A 25504-nucleotide genomic window follows, 5' to 3' on the forward strand; every position below is an offset into this window, starting at 1 on the left:
TGGAACGAACACCTGCGAGATCTGCTTACGACAATCCGAGATCGTTCTCGATGAAGTCGAGGATTTCGTCGCGGTCGGCAACGTTGAGCTTTTCGGCAAGGGCCGACGTCCCGTTCCCGCGCGGTTTTTCCAGACTGGCTGCGAGTCCTCGAATCCTGGCGACGAGAGTGGTACGTAGATCGCTGTCGGCGTCCAGTGCGGCCAGCCTCGACTGCAGTGTGTCGAACTGCGCGAGAAGTGGCAGTTCCTCCGCGGGTTCACCCTGGACGAGTTCGCCGAGGAGATGTTCGGAGAGCGAGGCCGGAGTCGGGTGATCGAAGACCAGCCCGGCCGGCAGCGACAGACCGGTCACCGTCGCCAGCCGGTTACGCAGCTCGACCGCGGTCAACGAGTCGAAGCCCAGCGAGCGGAAGGCAGCACCCTCGTCGACCCTGCCCGCGCCGGCATGGCCGAGCACCACCGCGGCCTGCTCGCGGACCATCGCCAGCACCATCGACGCCCTGCGGCCCGCCGTGGCACCGCGCAGGCCCTTCACCCACGAAGAGTCCTGGTCGGCCAGGTCCACGACGACCGTTTTCGCGTCGGGCAGATCCGTCAGCCACGCGCCGGTACCGGCGCCCAACTCCAGTATCCGGCGCCAGTCCACGTCGGCAACCGCCACATACCCCTCGCCGAGGGCGTGTTCCAGAGCCGTCACCGCCACCGCCGGATCCATCGCCCCGACACCGGCGCGACGTTGACGGGACTGGACCAACTCCGTATCGGCGAGTCCCGCTCCGGCCCAGGCACCCCAGGCCACCGAGACCATCGGTGCGCCCTGGGCCCGCCGCATCTGCGCATACGCGTCCAGGAAGCCGTTGGCCGCCGCGTAGTTGCCCTGCCCCGGCGAACCCAGCAACGCTGCCGCCGAGGAGAACACCACGAACGCCTGCAACCCCATGTCCGCGGTGAGCTCATCCAGCGTCAGCACCGCATCGACCTTCGGCGCGGCCACCCCGTCCAGCCGCTGCGGTGTCAACGATCCGAGCACTCCGTCGTCGAGGACGCCCGCGGTGTGTACGAGCCCAGTCAGCGGGAACTGCTCCGGAACAGCGGCCAGGACCTCGGCCATCGCATCACGATCAGCGACATCGCATGCCACCACCTCCACGCCCGCACCGGCGGCCGACAACTCCGCCACCAGCTCCTGCGCGCCCGGGGCGGCCATACCCCGGCGGCTCACCAGCACCAGGTGCTCCGCGCCACGGTCGACCAGCCAGCGCGACACCCGTGCGCCCAACGCACCCGTTCCGCCGGTCACCAGGACCGTCCCCGACGGCCGCCACCCCTCGGCGACAGCGATCGGGGCGCGTCGCAGCCGCATCCCGTACACACCGTCGGCACGGACCGCCACCTGGTTCTCGTCCCCGGCCGCCAGCACCGAGCAGCATCGCCGCCACAGAGTCTCCTGCGACAGGTCGCTTTCGGCGGGAAGGTCGATCAGACCGCCCCAGCCACCAGGCTGCTCGGAGCCGATCACGCGGCCCAGTCCCCACACCTGCCCCTGCCAGGCATTGACCACCGGATCACTCTCACCCACACTCACCGCACCCCGGGTCAGCACCCACAACGGCACCGAACCCCATGCCTGAGCCACCGCGAGCAACTGCGCCGCACATTCACGGCCCTCACCGGCCACCACCACCGCACCGGCCAACGACCCGGCCCCCGGCAACTCCCGCTCGCCGACCTGGTCGAGGTCGAACCGCAGGACCTGGGCACCCGCCGCCGTCAACCCGGCCGCGACATCATCACCAGAACTCTCGGCGGCCAGCACCGCCCACTCGCCACCGAGCAGGTCACCAGACCTCTCCGGCAGCGACGACCACGCGGCCCGATACCGCCACCGGTCCACCGCCGAACGCGTCTGCCGCTGCCGCAGCGATGCCAGAACCGGCAGCACCGCCGAAGCGTCCTCGCGCTCCACCGCCTCCCAGAACGCCACGTCCAGGCCGTCGACCACGCTCCCGGTGGCCTGCGGCACGCTTGCGGGCCAGTACCGCTCCCGCTGGAACGCATAGGTCGGCAGGTCCATGACGCGGCCCGCTTCACCGAGCTGCGTGAACCAGTCCACCTTCACACCGGCGACATGCAGCACCGCCAGCGACCGCAGCCACCGATCCCGACCGCCGTCATCACGACGCAAGGTGCCGGTCACGGCCAGATCCTCGCCGGCCTGCTCGACCGCCATCGCCAGCACCGGATGCGTACTCACCTCGATGAAAGTGCGGTGCCCGGCCTCCACCAGCGACTCGATCACCTCGGCGAAACGCACCTGCTCACGCAGATTCCGGTACCAATACCCGCCATCAAGCCCCGCGGTATCGAGGACCTTCGTGTCCACCGTGGAATGCAGCGGTATCTGCCCGCTCACCGGTGTGAGACCAGCCAGATCGTCAGCCAACTGCTGCTCGATCGCCTCGACTTGCGCCGAATGCGACGCGTAATCCACCGCGATCCGCCGCACACCGTCATCGGCATGCCTGGCCACGAACTCGTCACACGCTTCCGCCGCTCCGGAGACCACCACCTGGGACGGGCCGTTGACCGCAGCCACCGACAACTCAGGCCACGGAGCGATCCACTCCTCAACCTGAGCCAGGGACGCCCGGACCGAGACCATCCCGCCGGAACCGGCCAGCGACACAATCGCCTGGCTGCGCAACGCCACCACCCGCGCGCCGTCCTCCAACGACAGGCCGCCTGAAGCTGTAGCAGCGGCGATCTCGCCCTGCGAGTGACCCACCACCACGGACGGGGTCACGCCTGCCGAACGCCACAGGCCGGCCAGCGATACCATCACCGCCCACGACACCGGCTGCACCACATCAACCCGCGCCAACAACCCAGCATCACCAAGAGCATCGCGCAACGACCAGTCCACGAACGGCTCCAACGCCGCCGCACACCTCTCCATCCACTCACCGAACACTGGCTCCGAGTCCCACAGCTCCAGGCCCATACCGACCCACTGCGCACCCTGACCAGGGAACACGAACACCGGCCCCAGAGCGGTCGGCGCCGCAGCACCGTGAACTACCGCAGGCGAGGATTCCCAGCGCTCCAGCCCGGACGCGAACCCGGCCAGGTCCTCGGCCACCACCACCGCACGATGCTCGAACACCGACCTGCCCGTGGCCAACGCCCGGCCCACCACCACCGGATCGACCTCCGGCTGCTCAGCGACCCACCGGCCCAACCGGACAGCCTGGTCCCGCAACGCCTCCGCCGACTTCGCCGACAACAACCACGGAACCACCCCGCTCCCAGCGGCGTCATCGGCCTCCACAACCGACGCGGGTTCGGGGCCTTCGAGGATCACGTGGGCATTGGTGCCGGAGATGCCGAAGGACGACACCCCGGCCCGGCGAGGACGACCACCGGTCTCCCAGGGCAGTGACTCGGTCAGCAACTCCACTGCTCCGGCCGACCAGTCCACGTGCGACGACGGCGCGTCCACATGCAACGTTCGCGGCAGAACACCGTGCCGCATCGCCAGCACCATCTTCATGATCCCCGCCACACCCGCAGCCGCCTGGGTATGGCCGATGTTCGACTTCACCGACCCCAGCCACAGAGGTTTGTCCTCCGGCCGGTCCTGACCATAGGTCGCCAGCAGCGCCTGCGCCTCGATCGGATCACCGAGCTTCGTCCCCGTGCCATGCGCCTCGACCACATCGACCTCAGCGGGCGACAACTGCGCGTTGGCCAAAGCCGCCCGAATCACCCGCTGCTGCGAAGGACCGTTCGGCGCCGTCAGACCATTCGACGCACCATCCTGGTTCACCGCACTGCCGCGAACCACGGCCAGGACCTGATGGCCCTTGCGCCGCGCGTCGGACAGCCGCTCCAGCACCAGGATGCCGGCGCCCTCACCCCAGCCGGTCCCGTCCGCGGCATCCGCGAACGGCTTGCACCGGCCGTCAGCGGCCATGCCGCCTTGCCGGGAGAACTCCGTGAACACACCCGGGCTGGACATCACCGTGACACCACCGGCGAGTGCCAACGAACACTCACCGGACCGCAGCGCCTGCGCTGCCAGATGCACCGTAACCAGCGAGGAGGAACACGCCGTATCCACCGTTACGGCAGGACCCTCCAGACCCAGCGTGTAAGCCACCCGGCCCGAAGCCACGCTCCCGGAGCTGCCGGTGCCGCTGAATCCGTCGGAATCTCCCGGATTCAACGCCGTCTGGGTCGCGTAGTCGTGGTACATCAACCCCAGATAGACACCGGTCGCACTGCCACGCAGCGAATCCGGCACGATCCGCGCCCGCTCCAACGCCTCCCACGCCGTTTCGAGAACCAACCGCTGCTGCGGATCCATCGCCACCGCCTCACGCGGCGAGATACCGAAGAACCCGGCATCGAACTCGGCCGCATCGGTAACGAATCCACCCACCCGGGCGAAGTCACCGAGCCCGGCAACATCCCAGCCACGGTCGTCGGGCAATCCGCCCATCGCGTCCGTACCGCCGCGCAGCAACTCCCACAACGCCGTCGGGGAATCCACCCCGCCCGGGAAACGACACCCCATGCCGACTATCGCGATCGGCTCGTCGAGCGCCGCCACCGATGTCGCCACCGGCGCCTGGGCTCCGCTTCCGAGAAGCTCTGCCAGCACATATTCGGCCAGCACAGAGGCGGTCGGGTAGTCGAAGATCAACGTCGCCGGGAGGCGCAGCCCGGTCGCGGTGGTGAGCCGGTTGCGCAGTTCGACCGCCGTCAGCGAGTCGAAGCCCAGGTCGCGGAAAGCCGCGTCGGCATCGACGCTTTCGCCGGTGGTGTGGCCAAGAACGGTGGCCGCTTGAGCACGCACCAGTTCCAGCACCGTCCCGTGGCGCTCCTCCACCGGCATCGCGACCAGGTGAGCGGCCAATTCGCTCGTATCGGCGGAAGCGGTGGCGGCGGCCCGGCGTGTCGGGCCGCCGACCAGCAGCCGCAGCAACGGCCCGGTGGTTCCGGCGGCTCGCATGGCCGCTACGTCCAGCCGCGCCGCCACCACCAACGACCGTTCCAGGCACACCGCGGCGTCGAACAGCGCCAAGCCCTGCTCATCAGACAGCGCCCGCACTCCGGTCCGGGCCAGCCTGGCCAGGTCCATCGCGTCGAGCTCCCCGGTCATTCCCGAGCTCTGCTCCCACAATCCCCACGCCAGCGACTGTCCGGCCAGCCCTGCCGACCGCCGCTGCTCCACCAGCGCGTCCAGCGCGGCGTTCGCCGCCGCGTAACTCCCCTGACCCGCAGAACCGAGCGTGGCCGCAGCCGAGGAATACACCACGAACAGACCCAGATCCTGATCCCGGGTCAGCTCGTGCAGATGCCAGGCCGCATCCACCTTCGCGCGCAGCACCACGGCCAGCCGCTCCGGGGTCAAGGACTCCACCGTCGCGTCGTCCAGCACACCAGCCGCATGCACCACACCCGACACCGCATGCCCGGCGAGCACCGCCGCCACAGCGTCACGATCAGACACATCACACGCCTGGATCGACACCCGCGCGCCCAGCTCATCCAGCTCAACGGCCAACTCATCCGCGCCCGGAGCATCCACGCCCCGCCGGGACAGCAGCAACAGGTGCCTGACTCCGTAAGCGGTTACCAGGTGCCGGGCCAGCATGGCTCCCAGCACACCGGTCCCACCGGTGATCACCACCGTGCCCTCAGCGACCCGATCCGGTACCGGTCGACCGGCACCAGCAGCTCGCACCAGACGCCGTGCCGACAGCACACCCGCCCGCAGTACCAGCTCCGGCTCACCGCTGCCCACCACGGCGAGCAAGGTGTCGTCGAGATCGGTATCGGTATCGGGTTCGGTGTCAGGCTCGGTGTCCAGGAGGAGGAAACGTCCGGGGTGCTCCGACTGCGCCGAACGCACCAGACCGCTCACCGCAGCCGCGGCCAGATCACTGCCGTCCGTGGCGCCCTGAGTGAGCAGCAGCAGTTGGGAATCCTCGGCGGCCGGGTCGGCCAGCCACTCCTGCAACCACGTCAGCACCGTCCCGGTCACCGTGTGCACCGACTGCGGACCCTCGCCGATACCAGCCGGGACCCGGGCCACCACCAGCGCGGGGACCTCGCCCTCGACCTCGTCGCGCCAGGCCCAGTCCACCGCTTCGGTGGTGACCGGCCCGGCGAGCGGTACCCAGTCCACCCCGAACAGCGACCGTGCCGTCTCCCCCGCACCGGCGGAAGTCAGGTTGGTGGTGATCGGGCGCAGCATCAGCGACTCGGCGCTGAACACCGGCTGCCCGGCCGGATCGAACGCGGCGACCGCGACCCCGCCGTCCTGCCGCGAGGACAACCGCACCCGCAGCATCACCGCGTCCGTGGCATGCAACTGGACGCCGCTCCACGCGAACGGCAGCCTGACGCCGTCTTCGCTCGACTGCGTCAGCGCAGTCATCCCGATCGGGTGCAAAGCCGCATCCAGCAACGCCGGATGTACCCCGTAGCCACCTACTTCGGTCTGCTCGGACAGCGCGACCTCGGCGAAGACATCGGTGCCGGATTGCCAGACCGCACGCATTCCGCGGAACACCAACCCGTAGCCATAGCCCTCCTCGGCCAGGCGCTCGTACACGCCGTCCAGCGGCACCGGCCGCGCATCCGCCGGCGGCCAGGATCCAGTCCACAGCGGAGCAGGAGCGGCCTGGGCACTCAGCACACCATCGGCGTGCTGAACCCATTCGTCCTCATCGCCATGACGAGAGAAGATCTCCACCACGCGGCGACCCTTTTCGTCAAGCTCGGCGACCCGCACCTGAACCTGCACCCCGCCCTGCTCAGGCAGCACCAACGGAGCCTGCAGCGTCAACTCCTCCAGCACCGGACAGCCGGCCCGGTCACCGGCGTGCACCGCCAGGTCCACCAAGGCCGTGCCCGGCAGCAACACCGATCCCAGCACCGCATGATCGGCCAGCCACGGATACGCGGACAGAGACAACCGTCCGGTCAGGAGCACCTTGTCCTCACCGGCCAGTGTCACGACAGCGCCGAGCAGCGGGTGATCGGACTCGCCCTGTCCCAGAGCCTGTACATCCCCGGCCGGCTGGGTGGCTGTGGGCCAGTACCGCTGGTGCTGGAACGCATAGGTCGGCAACGACACCCGACTCGTGCTCTCAGGGCCGAGATGGGCAGTCCAGTCCACCTTCACACCGGCGACGTGCAGCACCGCCAGCGACCGCAGCCACCGATCCCGGCCGCCGTCATCACGACGCAAGGTGCCGGTCACGGCCAGATCCTCGCCGGTCTGCTCGACGGCCATCGCCAGCACCGGATGCGTACTCACCTCGACGAAAGTGCGGTGTCCGGCCTGCACCAGCGACTCGATCACGTCGGCGAAACGCACCTGCTCACGCAGATTCCGGTACCAGTAGCCGCCGTCAAGCCCCGCGGTATCGATGAGCGCAGCCTCCAGGGTGGAATGGAACGGCACCTGGCTGCTCGTCGGCTCCAGACCAGCCAGATCGGCCGCCAACCGCGCCTCGATCGCCTCAACCTGCGACGAATGCGACGCGTAATCCACCGCGATCCGCCGCACACCATCATCGGCATACCTGGCCACAAACTCGTCACACGCCTCCGCAGCACCGGAAACCACCACCTGGGACGGGCCGTTGACCGCCGCCACCGACAAGTCAGGCCACGGAGCGATCCACTCCTCAACCTGGGCCAGCGACGCCCGGACCGACACCATCCCGCCGGAACCCGCCAGCGACACAATCGCCTGGCTCCGCAGCGCCACCACCCGCGCGCCGTCCTCCAACGACAATCCGCCAAACGCCGTCGCAGCCGCGATCTCACCCTGCGAATGACCCACCACCACAGCAGGCGACACACCCGCCGAACGCCACAAACCGGCCAGCGACACCATCACCGCCCACGACACCGGCTGCACCACATCAACCCGCGCCAACAACCCAGCATCACCAAGAGCATCGCGCAACGACCAGTCCACGAACGGCTCCAACGCCGCCGCACACCGCTCCATCCACTCCCCGAACACCGGCTCCGAGTCCCACAACTCCAGACCCATACCGACCCACTGCGCACCCTGACCAGGGAACACGAACACCGGCCCCAGAGCGGTCGGCGCCGCAGCACCGTGGACCACCGCAGGCGAGGATTCCCAGTTTTCCAGCCCAGCCACAAGTCCGGCCAGGTCCTCGGCCACCACCACGGCCCGATGCTCGAACACCGACCTGCCCGTGGCCAACGCCCGGCCCACCGCCACCGGATCGACCTCCGGCTGCTCAGCGACCCAGTCACCGAGTCGGACAGCCTGCGCCCGCAGCGCCTGCGCCGACTTCGCCGACAGCAACCACGGCACCACACCACCCGCCGCCGGACCATCGTCAGCCTCGGATACAGACGACGGCTCAGGCTCAGACTCTTCAAGGATCAGATGCGCGTTCGTACCGGAAATGCCGAACGACGACACCCCGGCCCGGCGAGGACGACCACCGGTCTCCCAGGGCAGTGACTCCGTCAACAACTCCACCGCACCGGCAGCCCAGTCCACCTGCGACGACGGTGCGTCCACATGCAGCGTTCGCGGCAGAACACCGTGCCGCATCGCCAGCACCATCTTCATGATCCCCGCCACACCCGCGGCCGCCTGAGTGTGTCCGAGGTTGGACTTCACCGAACCCAGCCACAGCGGCCGGTCCTCCGGCCGGTCCTGACCATAGGTCGCCAGCAGCGCCTGCGCCTCGATCGGATCACCGAGCTTCGTCCCCGTACCGTGCGCCTCGACCACATCGACCTCGGCCGGAGAAAGCCCCGCACTCGCCAGCGCCGCCCGGATCACCCGCTGCTGCGAAGGACCGTTCGGCGCCGTCAGACCATTCGACGCGCCGTCCTGGTTCACCGCACTGCCACGCAGCACCGCCAGCACCTGATGCCCATTGCGCCGCGCGTCCGACAGACGCTCCAGCACCAGCACACCGGCGCCCTCACCCCAGCCGGTGCCATCCGCGGCATCGGCGAACGGCTTGCACCGGCCGTCAACGGCCAGTGCGTCCTGCCGCGAGAACTCCGTGAACACCGCTGGGGTGGACATCACCGTGACACCGCCGGCCAGCGCCATCGAGCACTCACCGGACCGCAGCGCCTGGGCCGCCAGATGCACCGTAACCAGCGAGGAGGAACACGCCGTATCCACCGTTACGGCAGGGCCCTCCAGGCCAAGCGTGTAGGCGATCCGGCCGGAAGCCACACTCCCGGAGTTTCCGGTACTGCCGAATCCTTCGCTCTCGGCCGGATTCATGGCTGTTTGGGTTGCGTAGTCGTGGTACATCAGGCCGACGTACACGCCGGTGTCGGAGCCACGGAGGGAATCCGGGACGATCCCGGCCCGCTCCAGCGCTTCCCACGCCGTCTCCAGGACGATCCGCTGCTGCGGATCCATCCCGACCGCCTCACGGGGCGAGATACCGAAGAACCCCGCATCGAACTCCGGCGCACCCAACAGGAACCCGCCGTGCTTGGTGTAGCTGGTACCGGGACGCAGGCGTTCAGGGTCGTACAGCCCCTCCACGTCCCAGCCACGGTCTGACGGGAACTCCGCCACCCCCTCGCCACCAGCGGCCAGCAGCCGCCACAGTGCCTCGGGCGAATCCACCCCACCCGGGAAACGACACCCCATCCCCACGATCGCGATCGGCTCATCAACCGCGACAGTGGCAACCGGCACCACATCCGAAGCGTCGGTGTCAGTTCCGAGGAGCTCCGTCAGCACGAATGCGGCCAGCACGGACGCGGTCGGATAGTCGAAGACCAGCGTTGCCGGGAGGCGTAGATCGGTTACGGCCGTGAGCCGGTTGCGCAGTTCCACCGCGGTCAGCGAATCGAAGCCCAGATCACGGAAAGCCGCGTCCGCGTCGACCCCGCCGGCCGTGGCGTGGCCGAGGACGGTCGCAGCCTGCGTGCGTACCAGCTCCAGCACCGCGCTGTGGCGCTCCGCCACGGGCAGCGCCGCCAGTCGGCCGGCCAACTCGCCACCACCGGCGAGACCGTTGGCGGCGGCACGGCGTGTCGAGCCTCCGACCAGGCCGCGCAAGAGCCGGGAGTCCACCCCGGCGGCTCGCATGGCCGCTACGTCCAGCCGCGCCGCCACCACCAACGACCGTTCCAGGCACACCGCCGCGTCGAACAGCGCCAAACCCTGCTCGTCCGACAGAGCCTGGAGACCGGCTCGGCTCATCCGGGCCAGGTCGACCTCGTCCAGCGCCCCGGTCATTCCCGAGCTCCGCTCCCACAGTCCCCACGCCAGTGAGTGCCCGGCCAGCCCTGCCGACCGCCGCTGCTCCACCAGCGCGTCCAGCGCGGCGTTCGCCGCCGCGTAACTCCCCTGACCCGCAGAACCGAGCGTGGCCGCCGCCGAGGAATACACCACGAACAGACCCAGATCCCGGTCCCGGGTCAGCTCGTGCAGATGCCACGCCGCGTCCACCTTCGCCCGCAGCACCACGGCCAGCCGCTCCGGGGTCAGCGACTCCACCGTCGCGTCGTCCAGCACACCAGCCGCATGCACCACACCCGCCAGCGGGAACGTGGCGGGCACTCCGGCCAGCACCGCGGCCACCGCGTCACGATCAGCCACGTCACAGGCGTGAATCGTCACCCGCGCGCCCAGCTCAGCCGCCAGCTCGGCGGCCCCGGGAGCGTCCATACCCCGCCGGGACAGCAACACCAGATGCCCGACCTCGTGGGCGGCCACCAGATGCCGGGCCAGCAAGGCACCCAAGCCACCGGTTCCTCCGGTGATCACCACCGTGCCCTCGGCCAGCCGATCCGGCGCCGCCCCCGCCTGCCTGCCGCCCGCGGCCCGTACCAGACGGCGCACGGACAGCGCTCCGTCCCGTACGGCGAGTTCCGGCTCGCCACTACCCAGTGCCGTGGGCAGCACGGCATCAAGATCCAGGTCGGTGTCGAGGTCCAGGAGGACGAAACGTCCGGGGTGCTCCGACTGCGCGGAACGCACCAGGCCGGTCACCGCGGCGGCGGCCAGATCGCTGCCGTCGAGCGCGCCCCGGGTGAGGAGCAGCAAGCGGGAATCCTGGTTGGCCGAGTCGGCCAACCAGGTCTGCAGCCAGCCCAGGACCGTCGATGTGACCGCGTGCACCCATTCCGGGCCCTCGCCGTAGCCAGTCGGGACCTGGGCCACCACCACAGCAGGCACGTCACCATCGACCTGGCCGTGCCAGGCCCAGTCCACCTCCGTGGTGGTGCCGGCATCCGCCAGCGGAACCCAGTCCACTCCGAACAGCGACCTGGCCGACTCGCCGACCCCGGACGCCGGGTCGGTGGTGATCGGGCGCAGCCGCAGGGAGTCCGCGCCGAACACCGGCTGCCCGGCCGGATCGAACGCCTCGACGCCGACCCCACCGTCCTCCCGGTGGGACAGCCTCACGCGCAGCACCGACGCACCGGTGGCGTACAGGCGAACGTCATTCCACGCGAACGGCAAGCTCACGCCTTCGCTCGGCTGTGCCGAGGCGGTGAGGCCGATCGGGTGGAGGGCGGCATCCAGCAGCGCCGGGTGTATCCCGAAGCCGTCCACCTCGGTCTGCTCGGGCAGGGCCACCTCGGCGAAGACATCGGTGCCTGACTGCCAGGCCGCGCGGAGCCCCTGGAAGACCGGACCGTAGCCGTAGCCGTCGTCGGCCAGTCGCTCGTACCGGTCGTCCACCGGCACGGGCCGCGCGTCCGGCGGCGGCCAGGCGCCGGTCCACACCGGAGCTGGGACGTCCTGTGGACTCAGCACACCATCGGCATGCCGAACCCACTCATCGTCTTCATCGACACGAGAGAGGATCCCCACTGCCCGGCGCCCCTGCTCGTCAGGCTCGGCGACCCGCACCTGAACCTGCACCCCGCCGTGTTCAGGCAACAGCAGCGGAGCCTGAAGGGTCAGTTCTTCCACCACCGGACATCCGGCGCGATCGCCGGCGTGTACGGCCAGGTCCACGAACGCCGTTCCTGGCAGCAGTACCGAGCCCAGCACCGCGTGATCGGCCAGCCAGGGGTACGACGCCAGTGACAGACGCCCGGTCAGCACCAGGGCATCGCCGCCGGCCAGAGCCACCACCGCACCCAGCAGCCCGTGACCGGACTCGCCCAGCCCCAGCGCGCGCACATCGCCGGCGCGGCGGGTCACCCGAGGCCAGTACCGCTCCCGCTGGAACGCGTACGTCGGCAACGGCACCGGGATGGAACCCTGAGCGCCGAGCAGCGCGGTCCAGTCCACGGTGGAGCCATGGGCATGCACCCCGGCCAGGGCGGTCACTATCGTTTCGGGCTCGTCGCGTTCGGGCCGCAGCGCAGGAAGCCACACGCCGCTCTCCGCAGTGGCCATCGCGCTCAACGTCCCGGCCGGACCCGCCTCCAGGAAGAGGTCAGCACCCTGCTCCCGCAGCTTCAAGACCGTGTCGTGGTACCGCACGGTGTCGCGGACGTGCCGTACCCAGTAGGCGGGGTCCGTCACATCCGCGTCCGGGGTTCCGGACACCACGGGGAACTGAGGCTCCTGCCAGGACACGCCCTCCAGAACCTGCGCGAACGACGCCAACATCGGTTCCATCAACGGGGAGTGGAACGCGTGACTGACCCGCAGGCGTCGCGCCTTCCCGCCCTGATCCCGCCACTTCTCCGCCAGCTCCAGGACCGCATCCTCGTCACCGGAGATCACCGTGGACTCCGGGCCGTTGACCGCGGCCAGACCCACGGTGGCGTACTCACCGATCAGCTCCAGCGCCTCGGCCTCACTCGCCGAGAGCGCCACCATCGCGCCGCCGGTGGGCAGGTCCTGCATCAGTCGGCCTCGCGCTGTGACCACAGCGGCCGCATCCGGCAGATCCCACACACCCGCCACATACGCGGCACTGAGCTCACCGATCGAATGACCGGCCACCCACTCCGGTACGACGCCCCACGAAGCGGTCAGCCGATACAGAGCCACCTGCACCGCGAACAACCCGGCCTGCGTGTAGAGAGTTTCGTCCAGCAGATCCGGCTCACCGTTGATCACTTCACGGATCGGACGCGGCAAGTGCCGATCCAGCTCCGCACACACCTCGTCAAAGGCTTCGGCGAACACCGGGAACGACGCACACAGCTCCGCCCCCATACCGAGCCGCTGGCTGCCCTGACCGGAGAACACCATCGCCAGCCGCCCAGAGCCGGCCGATTCGGTGAGCACGCCCGCACCCGGCCGGCCTTCGGCCAGCGTGCGGAGGCCGTCCATCAGTGCCTGCCCGTCCCGGCCCAGAACCACTGCGCGATGCTCGAACACCGACCGGCCCGTGGTCAACGCCCGGCCGACCAGCACCGGATCGATCTCTGGCCGTGCGGTGGACCACCGGACCAGTCGGACAGCTTGGTCGCGCAGCGCCTCCGGTGACCTGGCCGACAGCAGCCAGGGCACCATCCCACCCGGAACCTCATCGGGCTCCGTCGCCGACACCAACTCGGGTTCGGGCTCTGCCTCTTCGAAGATCAGGTGCGCGTTCGTGCCGGAGATACCGAACGACGACACCCCGGCCCGTCGCGGACGGCCATCGGACTCCCACGGCACAGCCTCGGTCAGCAGCCGCACCGCTCCGGCCGACCAGTCCACGTGCGACGACGGCGCGTCCACATGCAACGTACGCGGCAACAGACCGTGCCGCATCGCCAGCACCATCTTGATGATCCCGGCCACGCCGGCGGCGGACTGGGTATGACCGATGTTCGACTTCACCGACCCCAGCCACAGGGGTTTGTCCTCCGGCCGGTCCTGACCGTACGTGGCCAGAAGGGCCTGCGCCTCGATCGGGTCGCCGAGTGTCGTGCCGGTGCCGTGCGCCTCCACCACATCAACGTCAGCCGAAGACAGCCGCGCACTCGCCAGCGCCGCCCGAATCACCCGCTGCTGCGAAGGACCGTTCGGCGCCGTCAGACCGTTCGACGCACCATCCTGATTCACCGCACTGCCACGCAGCACCGCCAGCACCTGATGGCCCTTGCGGCGCGCATCCGACAGCCGCTCCAGCACCAGGATGCCGGCGCCCTCACCCCAGCCGGTCCCGTCCGCGGCATCGGCGAACGGCTTGCACCGGCCGTCGGCAGCCAGTCCGCCCTGACGGGAGAACTCCGCGAACACACCGGGGGTGGACATCACGGTGACGCCGCCGGCCAGCGCCATCGAGCACTCGCCCGACCGCAGCGCCTGAGCGGCCAGGTGCACCGCCACCAACGAAGACGAACAGGCCGTGTCGATCGAGACCGCCGGGCCTTCCAGTCCCAGTGTGTAGGAAACACGCCCGGACATCACACTCACGGCGTTGCCGGTCAGCGAGTGTCCATCGGTGTCGTGGGAGCCCGATGCCAGTACCGAGCCGTACTCCGACCCGCCAACCCCCACATACACACCGGTGTCCGAGCCGCGCAGCGAATCCGGGGCGATCCCGGCCCGCTCCAACGCCTCCCACGCCGTTTGCAGCACCAGACGCTGCTGCGGATCCATCGCCACCGCTTCACGCGGCGAAATACCGAAGAATCCCGCGTCGAAATCGGTGATTTCGGGTACGAACCCGCCCACACGCGCGTATTCGGCCTGCGGGTCGTCCAGTCCGGCCGCATCCCAGCCGCGGTTCCCGGGGAAGGCGCCGATCGCGTCCGTGCCCTCGGTCAGCAGTTCCCACAAGGCTTCGGGCGAGTCCACTCCACCCGGGAAACAACATCCCACTCCCACGATCGCGACCGGCTCGTCCAGCACCACAGCCGCCACCGGTGCGGCCATCGCCGCCTCGGCGCCGAACAGTTCTTCCAGCAGAAGGTCTGTCAGCACAGCCGCGTTCGGGTAGTCGAACACCAGCGTCGCCGGCAGCGAAAGCCCTGTCGCCTCCACCAACCGGTTGCGCAGCTCGACCGCGGTCACGGAATCGAAACCCAGCTCGCGGAATGCCTGACCGGACCCGAGCCCGTCCGCGGTGCCGTGCCCCAGCACCACGGCCGCATGAGCCAACACCATCTCGTGTACGGTCTGCCGGCGCCGGCCCTCCGGCAACACCCGCAGCCGGGCGGCCAGAGCGCTCTCCTCGTGCCTCGCCGATCCTGTATCGGCCACGGCAGCCCGCACCTGCGGAATCTGACCCAGCAGCGGACTGGGCCGCGCGGAGGTGAACGCCGCGGCGAAGCGGGACCAATCCATATCGGTCACCGTCACACACGCTTCACCCCGACCCACTGCCTCAGCCAGCGCACGCAGCGCACGCTGCGGATCCATCGGCCGGACCCCGCGCCGCTGCATCGCCTGGCTCTCCTGTGCCCCGGCCATTCCCGGCCCGGCCCACAGACCCCAGGACACACTCGTCACCGCGCGCCCGGCAACACGCTCCCGGAGGGCATACGCATCGAGGAACGCGTTGGCCGCCGCGTACATCCCTTGTCCGCCACCGCCCCACACGCCGGCGCCCGAGGAATACAGCACAAAGGCGTCCAGCGGACGTTCGGCATCCTGCACCAGCAGCCGGTGCAGATTCAGTGTCCCGGCCACCTTCGCCGCCAGAACCTGGTCGACAGTGTCCGGATCGGTCTCCGCGATCGAGGTCAGCTCACCGACACCGGCGGCATGAACCACCGCATCGATCCGCCCCACGCCGGACAGAGCCGTGGCCAGGCCGTCCCGGTCGGCCACGTCCACGCCCAGGACGGTGACCCGTACCCGGCCCTCGGCGGTCAGCTCGTCCACGAGCTGTGTCGCGCCGGGCGCCTGCGTGCCACGCCGCGAGGTCAGCACGATGTGTTCAACGCCCTGATCGGCCAGCCAGTGTGCGACCTGACCACCCAGTCCACCGGTGCCACCGGTGACCAGGACAGTGCCCGCCGGAACCCACGGCTGCCCGGAGTCGGGGGCGGGCACGAGCCGACGTCCGTACACGCCGCTGGCGCGTACCGCGACCTGATCCTCAGCGTCCCACCCGGCCAGCACCGCGCAGCAACGCCGCCAGATCACCTCGTCGAGGGCGGCTTCGGCCTCGGTGGGCGGCAGATCGATCAGCCCGCCCCACCACGTCGGGTACTCCAGCGCCGCCACCCGGCCCAGCCCCCATGCCGCGGCCGCGTCGAGATCACCTGACCCGTCGGCGCCGTCCACCCGGACCGCGCCGCGGGTGAGCATCCACAACCGCTGCGTCGCCCCGGCCTCTTCGAGGCCCTGGAGCACCGCCAGAAGCTCCTTCGCCGGCGCGGGGCCGGGCAGGAACACCACACCAGCCAGGTCCACTTCGGACAGGGCGACCCGTACGGCTTCGGCGACCACCGCGCGGTCACCGAGCACAGCCGTCGGAAGCGGCCGAGCACCCTGATCGGCCAGCGCTCCCACCACCTGGCCGGCCCATTCAGCGGTGTCCGGGTGGTGCAGCACCAGCCATGAACCGCTCAGCGCCGAAGGCCGCGATCCCGACAGCGGCGCCCACTCCACCCGATAACGCCAGTTGTCGATCGCCTGGCGGTCCTGCCGCTCCCTGCGCCAGGCGGCCAACGCGGGAAGCACCGAACTCACTTCATGCTCATCCACCCGCAAGGTGGTGGCCAGAGCCGCGCCGTCCGAACGCTCCACCGCCTGCCAGAACTCCGCGTCCACACCGTCGACCACACGGTCAGCGCTCTGGTGCGACATCTCAGGCCAGAACCGCTGGTGCTGGAACGCGTACGTAGGCAGGGAAAGCAGCCCCGCACCGGGCTGGTCGCCGAGCAGTCCGGTCCACTCCACCGGCACGCCCGCGACATGGACACCGGCCAGTGACCGCAGCCACCGGCCCCGACCGCCGTCATCACGACGCAAGGTGCCCGTCACGGCCAGATTCTCGCCGGCCTGCTCGACCGCCATCGCCAGCACCGGATGTGTACTCACCTCGACAAAGGTGCGGTGTCCGGCCTCCACCAGCGACTCGATCACGTCGGCGAAACGCACCTGCTCACGCAGATTCCGATACCAATACCCGCCATCGAGGCCCGCGGTATCGAGGAGCGCAGCCTCCAAGGTGGAATGGAAGGGCACCTGGCTACTCGTCGGCTCCAGCCCAGCCAGATCGGCCGCCAACCGTGCCTCGATGGCCTCGACCTGGGCCGAATGCGACGCGTAGTCCACCGCGATCCGCCGGACACCGTCATCGGCATGCCTGGCCACGAACTCGTCACACGCTTCCGCCGCTCCAGAGACCACCACCTGGGACGGGCCGTTGACCGCCGCCACCGACAACTCAGGCCACGGAGCGATCCACTCCTCGACCTGGGCCAGCGACGCCCGGACCGACACCATCCCGCCGGAACCGGCCAGCGACACAATCGCCTGGCTCCGCAGCGCCACCACCCGCGCGCCGTCCTCCAACGACAGACCACCAGACGCCGTCGCAGCCGCGATCTCGCCCTGCGAGTGACCCACCACCACCGACGGGGCCACACCCGCCGAACGCCACAGGCCGGCCAGCGACACCATCACCGCCCACGACACCGGCTGCACCACATCAACCCGCGCCAACAGCGCGGCATCACCAAGAGCCTCACGAAGCGACCAGTCCACGAACGGCTCCAACGCCGCCGCACACCGCTCCATCCACTCACCGAACACCGGCTCGGTGTCCCACAGCTCCAGGCCCATACCGACCCACTGCGCACCCTGACCAGGGAAGACGAACACCGGACCCTGCCCAGTCGGCGCCGCCACGCCCCGTACCACGTCGGGCGACGATTCCCAGCTCTCCAGCCCAGCCACAAGTCCGGCCAGGTCCTCGGCCACCACCACAGCCCGATGCTCGAACACCGACTTGCCCGTGGCCAACGCCCGGCCCACCATCACCGGATCGACCTCCGGCTGGTCAGAGACCCACTGACCGAGTCGGACGGCCTGCTCCCGCAGCGCCTCCGCCGACTTCGCCGACAGCAGCCACGGAACCACACCACCCGCCGCCGGACCCCCGTCACCTTCGGATACAGACGACGGTTCCGGCTCAGGCTCTTCAAGGATCAGATGCGCGTTCGTACCGGAAATGCCGAACGACGACACCCCGGCCCGGCGAGGACGACCATTCGCCTCCCACGGAACGGGCTCGGTCAGCAACTCCACCGCCCCGGCCGACCAGTCCACATGTGACGAAGGCGCGTCCACATGCAAGGTCCGCGGCAACTGTCCATGGTGCATGGCCAGCACCATCTTGATGATCCCGGCCACGCCGGCGGCGGCCAGCGTGTGGCCGATGTTGGACTTCACCGAGCCCAGCCACAGCGGCCGATCGTCCGACCGGTCCTGGCCATAGGTCGCCAGCAGCGCCTGCGCCTCGATCGGGTCACCCAGCCGGGTCCCGGTGCCGTGTGCCTCCACCACGTCAACATCGGCCGAGGACAGCCGGGCACTTGCCAGCGCCGCCCGGATCACCCGCTGCTGCGAAGGGCCGTTCGGCGCCGTCAGACCGTTCGACGCGCCATCCTGGTTCACCGCACTGCCACGCAGCACCGCCAGCACCTGATGGCCCTTGCGCCGCGCGTCGGACAGCCGCTCCAGCACCACGATCCCGGCGCCCTCGCCCCAACCGGTGCCGTCTGCGGCTTCGGCGAACGGCTTGCACCGGCCGTCGGCGGCCAATCCGCCCTGCCGCGAGAACTCCGTGAACACACCGGGGGTGGACATCACCGTAACGCCACCGGCCAGTGCCATCGAGCACTCGCCGGACCGCAGCGCCTGGGCCGCCAGATGCACCGCCACGAGAGAGGAGGAACACGCCGTGTCCACTGTGACAGCGGGGCCTTCCAGACCCAGCGTGTACGCGATCCGGCCCGAGGCCACACTTCCGGCGTTACCGGTCAGCACGTGCCCGGCGACATCATTCGAACCCGACGCCAGCACTGATCCGTACTCCGCCCAGGAGGCGCCCACATACACGCCGGCGTCCGAGCCACGCAGTGAATCCGGGACGATCCCGGCCCGCTCCAACGCCTCCCACGCCGTCTCCAGCACGATCCGCTGCTGCGGGTCCATCGCCATGGCTTCGCGAGGAGTGATCCCGAAGAATTCGGGATCGAACATGCCCGCCTCGGCCAAGAAGCTGCCATGCCGGGCGTAGGTGGTACCCGGTCGAAGCCGGTCCGGGTCGTAGAGGCCCTCCACATCCCAGCCACGATCGGCGGGGAACTCCACCACGCCCTCGCCATCAGCGGCCAGCAGGTCCCACAACGCCTCCGGGGAATCCACCCCGCCCGGGAACCGGCACCCCATCCCCACGATCGCGATCGGATCATCGTCCGCGCCGACGACCACGGTCCCGGATACGGGAGCGGCGTCCGCCCGCTCACCCAGTACCCCGGCCAGTACGAACCCGGCCAGCAACCGCGACGTCGGATAGTCGAAGGCCATCGTGGCCGGCAGCCGTATCCCCGTCACGGTGGTGAGCCGGTTACGCAGTTCCACCGCGGTCAGCGAATCGAAGCCCAGGTCGCGGAAGGCCGCGTCGGCGTCGACCGCGCCGACTCCGCTGTGCCCCAGGACGATGGCCGCTTCGGTACGTACCAGCTCCAGCACCGTGCTCTGGCGCTCTTCCACCGGCAGTGCCGCCAGCCGGTCGGCCAGCTCGCCGTCACCGGCCGCGGTGGTGGCGGCGGCCCGGCGTGCCGAACCTCCGGCCAGCCCGTGCAGCAGCGGCCCAGCGGCTCCGGCGGCGCGCATGGTGGCCACATCCAGCCCCGCTGCCACCACCAACGGCCGGTCCAGGCGCGTCGCCGCGTCGAACAGCGCCAGGCCCTGCTCGTCGGAGAGCGCCCGAACCCCGGTCCGCGTCAACCGGGCCCGATCCGCTTCGCCCAGCGCCCCGGTCATCCCCGAGCTCTTCTCCCACAGACCCCAGGCCAGCGACTGACCGACCAGCCCGGTCGATACCCGGTGCTGCATCAAGGCGTCCAGCGCGGCGTTCGCCGCCGCGTAACTCCCCTGCCCCGCCTGCCCGAGCGTGGCCGCCGCCGAGGAATACACCACGAACATGCCCAGATCCCGGTCCCGGGTCAGCTCGTGCAGATGCCACGCCGCATCCACCTTCGCCCGCAGCACCACGGCCAGCCGCTCCGGGGTCAGCGACTCCACCGTCGCGTCGTCCAGCACACCAGCCGCATGCACCACACCCGACACCGCGTGCTCGGCGAGCACCGCCGCCAGCGCATCACGGTCAGACACATCACACGCCCGCACCGACACCCGCGCGCCCAGTGCGCTCAGCTCGGCGACCAGTTCGTCGGCGCCCTCGGCGGCACTGCCCCGGCGGGACAGCAGCAGCAGGTTCTCCACCCCGTGAGCGGTCACCAGGTGGCGGGCCAGCATCGCGCCCAGCACCCCGGTTCCGCCGGTGATCACCACGGTCCCTCGCCGGTCCAGCCCCATGGGCAGCCGGAGCACCACCTTGCCGACGTTTCGCCCGGCTTGCAGATACCGCAGGCCGTCCACCGCGGCGGCCGTCTCGAACACGGTGACCGGCAGCGGCTCCAGTGCCCCGGAGCCGAACAGGTCCACGATCTCGGCCAGCATCCGGCCGATCCGCTCCGGACCGGCCTCCAGCACATCGAACGCCCGGTACACCGCGCCGCCGTGCCCGGCCGCGATCGCGGCGGCGTCCCGCACGTCGGCCTTGCCCATCTCCACGAACCGCCCGCCCTGCGCGAGCAGGTCGAGCGAGGCGTCCACGAACTCCCCGGCCAGGGAGTTCAGGACCACGTCCACGCCCTCACCACCGGTCTCGGCCTGGAACTTGTCGCGGAAGCCCAGATCGCGGGAGGACGCCAGATGGGTGTCGTCGAAGCCCTGTTCACGCAGCACCGGCCACTTCGCGGCGCTGGCGGTGCCGTAGACGTCCATGCCCCACACCCGGGCCAACTGAACCGCCGCCATACCCACGCCACCCGCTGCGGCGTGGATCAGAATCCGCTGGCCGCGCTGCACCTCGGCCAGGTCCCGCAGCGCGTAGAACGCCGTCAGGAACACGATCGGCACCGACGCCGCCCGAGTGAGAGACCACCCCTCCGGCACCTTCGCCACCAGCCGGTGATCAGTCACCGCCAGCGGACCCAGCGCACCGGCGAAGACACCGAACACCTGGTCACCGACTGCCAGCCCAGTCACATCCTCAGCGACCTCGACCACCACGCCGGCCGCCTCGCCACCCATCAGGGCGTCGGGGTCGGGATACATCCCGAGGCCGACGAGGACGTCCCGGAAGTTCAGCCCGACCGCTCGCACACCCACCCGGATCTGACCGGGCTCCAGCGGCGCCTCCCCAGCCGGGTTCGCCAGCACCGTCAGGTTTTCCAGACTGCCCTGCTCGGGTACGTCCAGCCGCCAGCCCTGCCGCTCAGGACCCGGCACCACCAACTGCCCGGTCGCCCGCACCAGACGCCGCACGTGCAACACGCTGGCGCGGAGAGCGAGTTCCGGCTCACCGCTGGCCACGACCACGGGCAGGAGAGCTTCGACGCTCGCGTCCGCTTCGAGATCGAGAAGGATGAAGCGGCCGGGATTCTCCGACTGCGCGGAACGCACCAGACCCGTCACCGCGGCCGCGGCCAGATCGCTGCCGTCGGTCGCACCGCGAGTCAGCAGCAGCAACTGAGAGCCGTCGGCGGCCGAATCGGCCAGCCAAGCCTGAAGCCAGTCCAGCACCGTCGCCGTCACCACGTGCACCGGCTCAGGCCCGTCCCCAACACCGGCCGGGACCTGGGCCACCACCACCGGAGGCAGCTCACCCTCAACCTGACCGTGCCAAGCCCACTCCACCGTCGTGGTGGTCGCCGGGTCGGCCAGCGGCGTCCAGTCGACGCCGAACAACAGCCGGGAGGTCTGTCCGGCCCGCGAAGCGGCCGGATCGGTGGTGATCGGCCGCAGCACCAACGAGTCGGCGCCCAGCACCGGCTGCCCGGCCGGATCGAACACCGCGACCGCGACCCCGCCGTCCTGACGCCGAGACAACCTGACCCGCAGCACCGACGCGCCCGTGGCGAACAACTGCACGCCGCTCCACGCGAACGGCAGGCGCACCCCGCCCTCGCCCGACTCGTCAGCGAGATCGGTCAGGCCGATCGGGTGCAGGGCCGCGTCCAGCAGTGCCGGATGCACCCCGAAGCCATTTACGTCGGTCCGCTCGGGCAGGGCCACCTCGGCGAACACCTCGGTGTCGGACCGCCAGACCGCTCGTACACCCTGGAACACCGGCCCGTAGCCGTAACCATCTCCGGCCAGGCGTTCATAGACGCCGTCCACCGGCACGGGCCGCGCGCTCGGCGGCGGCCAGGCACCGGTCCACACCGGAGCGGGAGCTGTCTGCGCGCTCAGCACACCATCGGCGTGCTGGACCCACTCCTCCTCGTCGCCGGTACGGGAGAAGATACCGATCACCCGGCGACCGTGCTCATCACGCTCGGCGACGCGGATCTGGACCTGCACCCCGCCCTGCTCGGGGAGCAGCAGCGGTGCCTGCAGCGTCAGTTCCTCCAGCACCGGACATCCGGCCCAGTCACCGGCGTGCACCGCCAGATCCACGAACGCCGTTCCCGGCAGGAGCACCGAGCCCAGCACCACGTGATCGGCGAGCCACGGGTAGGCCGCCAGCGACAGCCGGCCGGTCAGCACCACCGCGTCCCCACCGGCCAGCGCCACCGCCGCGCCCAGCAGCCGGTGCCCGGCCTCGCCCTGGCCCAGCGCCCGCACGTCCCCCGCCCGGGAGGTCACCTCGGGCCAGTACCGCTCCCGCTGGAACGCGTACGTCGGCAAGGACACCGAGCGCGCGCCTGTCCCCAGCAGCTCGGGCCAGTCCACGGTGGAGCCGTGAGCGTGCACCCCGGCCAGCGCGGCCAGCACCGTTTCGGGCTCGTCACGTTCGGGCCGCAGCGCCGGAAGCCAGACGCCACTGTCCGCGGTGGCCATCGCGCTCAGTGTGCCGGCCGGCCCGGCCTCCACGAACAGGTCCGCTCCTTGTTCGCGCAGCGCACTGACCGCGTCGTGATAGCGGACCGTGTCCCGCACATGCCGAACCCAGTACGACGGCTCTGTCACATCCGCGTCCGGCGTGCCGGACACCACCGGTATCCGCGGCTCGTGCCACGTCACCTGCTCCAGCACCCGCGCGAACGCATCCAGCATCGGTTCCATCAACGGCGAATGGAACGCGTGACTGACCCGCAGCCGCCGCGCCTTCCCACCCTGATCCCGCCACCGCTGCGCCAGCTCCTCCACGGTGCTCTCCGTACCGGAGATCACGGTCGAGGCCGGGCCGTTCACCGCGGCCAGACCCACGGTGGTGTGCTCGCCGATCAGCTCCAGCGCCTCGGCCTCGCTCGCCGAGAGCGCCACCATCGCGCCGCCCGCAGGCAGCTCCTGCATCAGCCGACCCCGAGCGGTCACCACAGCGGCCGCATCGGCCAGATCCCACACACCCGCCACATACGCGGCACTGAGCTCACCGATGGAATGACCGGCCACCCACTCCGGTACGACACCCCACGAAGCCGTCAGCCGGAACAGGGCGACCTGCACCGCGAACAAACCGGCCTGCGTGTAGAGAGTTTCGTCCAGCAGATCCGGCTCGCTGTCGATCACTTCACGGATCGGACGCGGCAGATGCCGATCCAGCTCCGTACACACCTCGTCAAAGGCTTCAGCGAACACCGGGAACGCGGCCGACAACTGCGAACCCATACCGGGACGTTGACTGCCCTGCCCGGAGAACACCACTGCCAGCCGCCTGGAACCGGGCGAGCCGGTCACCACACCCGCGCCCGACCGGCCCTCGGCAAGAGCCTGCACACCGTCCAGCAACGTCTGCTGTTCCCGGCCCAGCACCACGGCCCGATGCTCGAACACCGACCGGCCCGTGGCCAACGCCCGGCCGACCAGCACCGGATCGATCTCCGGCTGGTCAGTAACCCACTGACCGAGTCGGACAGCCTGCGCCCGCAACGCCTCCGGCGACTTGGCCGACAGCAACCACGGCACCACCACAGCCGCCGGTTCCGGCTCGACTGCCGGTTCGGTGGCCGGCTCGACTGCCGGTTCGGTCGCCGACTCGGTCGCCGGTTCGAGTTCCGGCTCTTCGAGGATCAGGTGGGCGTTCGTGCCGGAGATACCGAACGACGAGACGCCCGCCCGCCGCTGACGGCCGTCCGCCTGCCACGGCATCTCTTCCGTCAGCAGCCTCACGGCACCGGCCGACCAGTCCACATGCGACGACGGCGCATCCACATGCAGCGTGCGCGGCAGCACGCGGTGCTGCATCGCCAGGACCATCTTGATGATGCCGGCCACGCCCGCGGCGGCCTGGGTATGGCCGATGTTCGACTTCACCGACCCCAGCCACAGCGGCCGCCCGTCCGGACGGTCCTGACCGTAGGTCGCCAGCAGCGCGTCCGCCTCGATCGGATCGCCGAGCTTCGTCCCCGTGCCGTGCGCCTCGACAACGTCCACGTCGGACGCGGACAGCCGGGCACTCGCCAGCGCCGCCCGGATCACCCGCTGCTGCGAAGGACCGTTCGGCGCGGTAAGACCGTTCGACGCGCCGTCCTGGTTCACCGCACTGCCACGCAGCACCGCCAGCACCTGGTGTCCACGCTTCCGGGCGTCGGACAGCCGCTCCAGCACCAGTACGCCGGCGCCCTCACCCCAGCCGGTGCCGTCTGCCGCATCGGCGAACGGCTTGCACCGACCGTCGGGAGCCAGCCCGCCCTGCCGCGAGAACTCCACGAAGATCCCGGGCGTGGACATGATCGTGACACCACCGGCGAGCGCCACCGTGCACTCACCCGAGCGCAGCGCCTGCGCGGCCAGGTGCATCGTCACCAACGAGGAGGAGCACGCGGTGTCCACGGTCACCGCGGGGCCTTCCAGGCCAAGCGTGTAGGCCACCCGGCCGGACATCACGCTCGCCGCGTTGCCGGTTCCGGTGTGGCCCTCCTGGGCGACCGGCCCGTCGGCGACCATCGTGGCGTAGTCCTGGCCATTGGTGCCGAGATACACACCGGTGGCGCTGCCTCGCAGTGAGTCCGGGTCGATCCCGGCTCGTTCCAGCGCTTCCCACGCCGTTTCCAGCGCCAGTCGCTGCTGCGGATCCATCGCCACGGCCTCACGCGGCGAAATACCGAAGAATCCCGCGTCGAAATCCGTCACGTCGGTGACGAAGCCTCCCACCGGGGCGTACCGGGCCTGCGGGTCGTCAGGCCCGGCCGCCTCCCAGCCACGGTCCCCGGGGAAATCACCGATCGCGTCCGTGCCACCGGTCAGCAGCCTCCACAGTGCCTCCGGCGAATCCACTCCACCCGGAAAACGGCAGCCCACTCCCACGATCGCGATCGGCTCACGCGACTTCTCTTCCACTTCGGCGAGGCGCGAACTCGTCTCGTGCAGATCCACGGTCACGCGCTTCAGGTACTCGCGGAGCTTGTCCTCGGTGTTCAC

At 70.1% G+C, this 25504-nt stretch carries 1 protein-coding gene; it reads right to left on the bottom strand.

The genetic code is table 11. From position 1 onward, the window contains the following. Positions 1-25 precede the first annotated feature (25 nt). Positions 26-25504, bottom strand: a complete 25479-nt coding sequence (locus ACIO3P_RS01660) for a type I polyketide synthase (protein WP_401849828.1) — start codon at positions 25502-25504, stop codon at positions 26-28.

This window comes from Streptomyces sp. NPDC087310, assembly GCF_044744405.1.
In the GTDB taxonomy this organism is placed as follows: domain Bacteria; phylum Actinomycetota; class Actinomycetes; order Streptomycetales; family Streptomycetaceae; genus Streptomyces.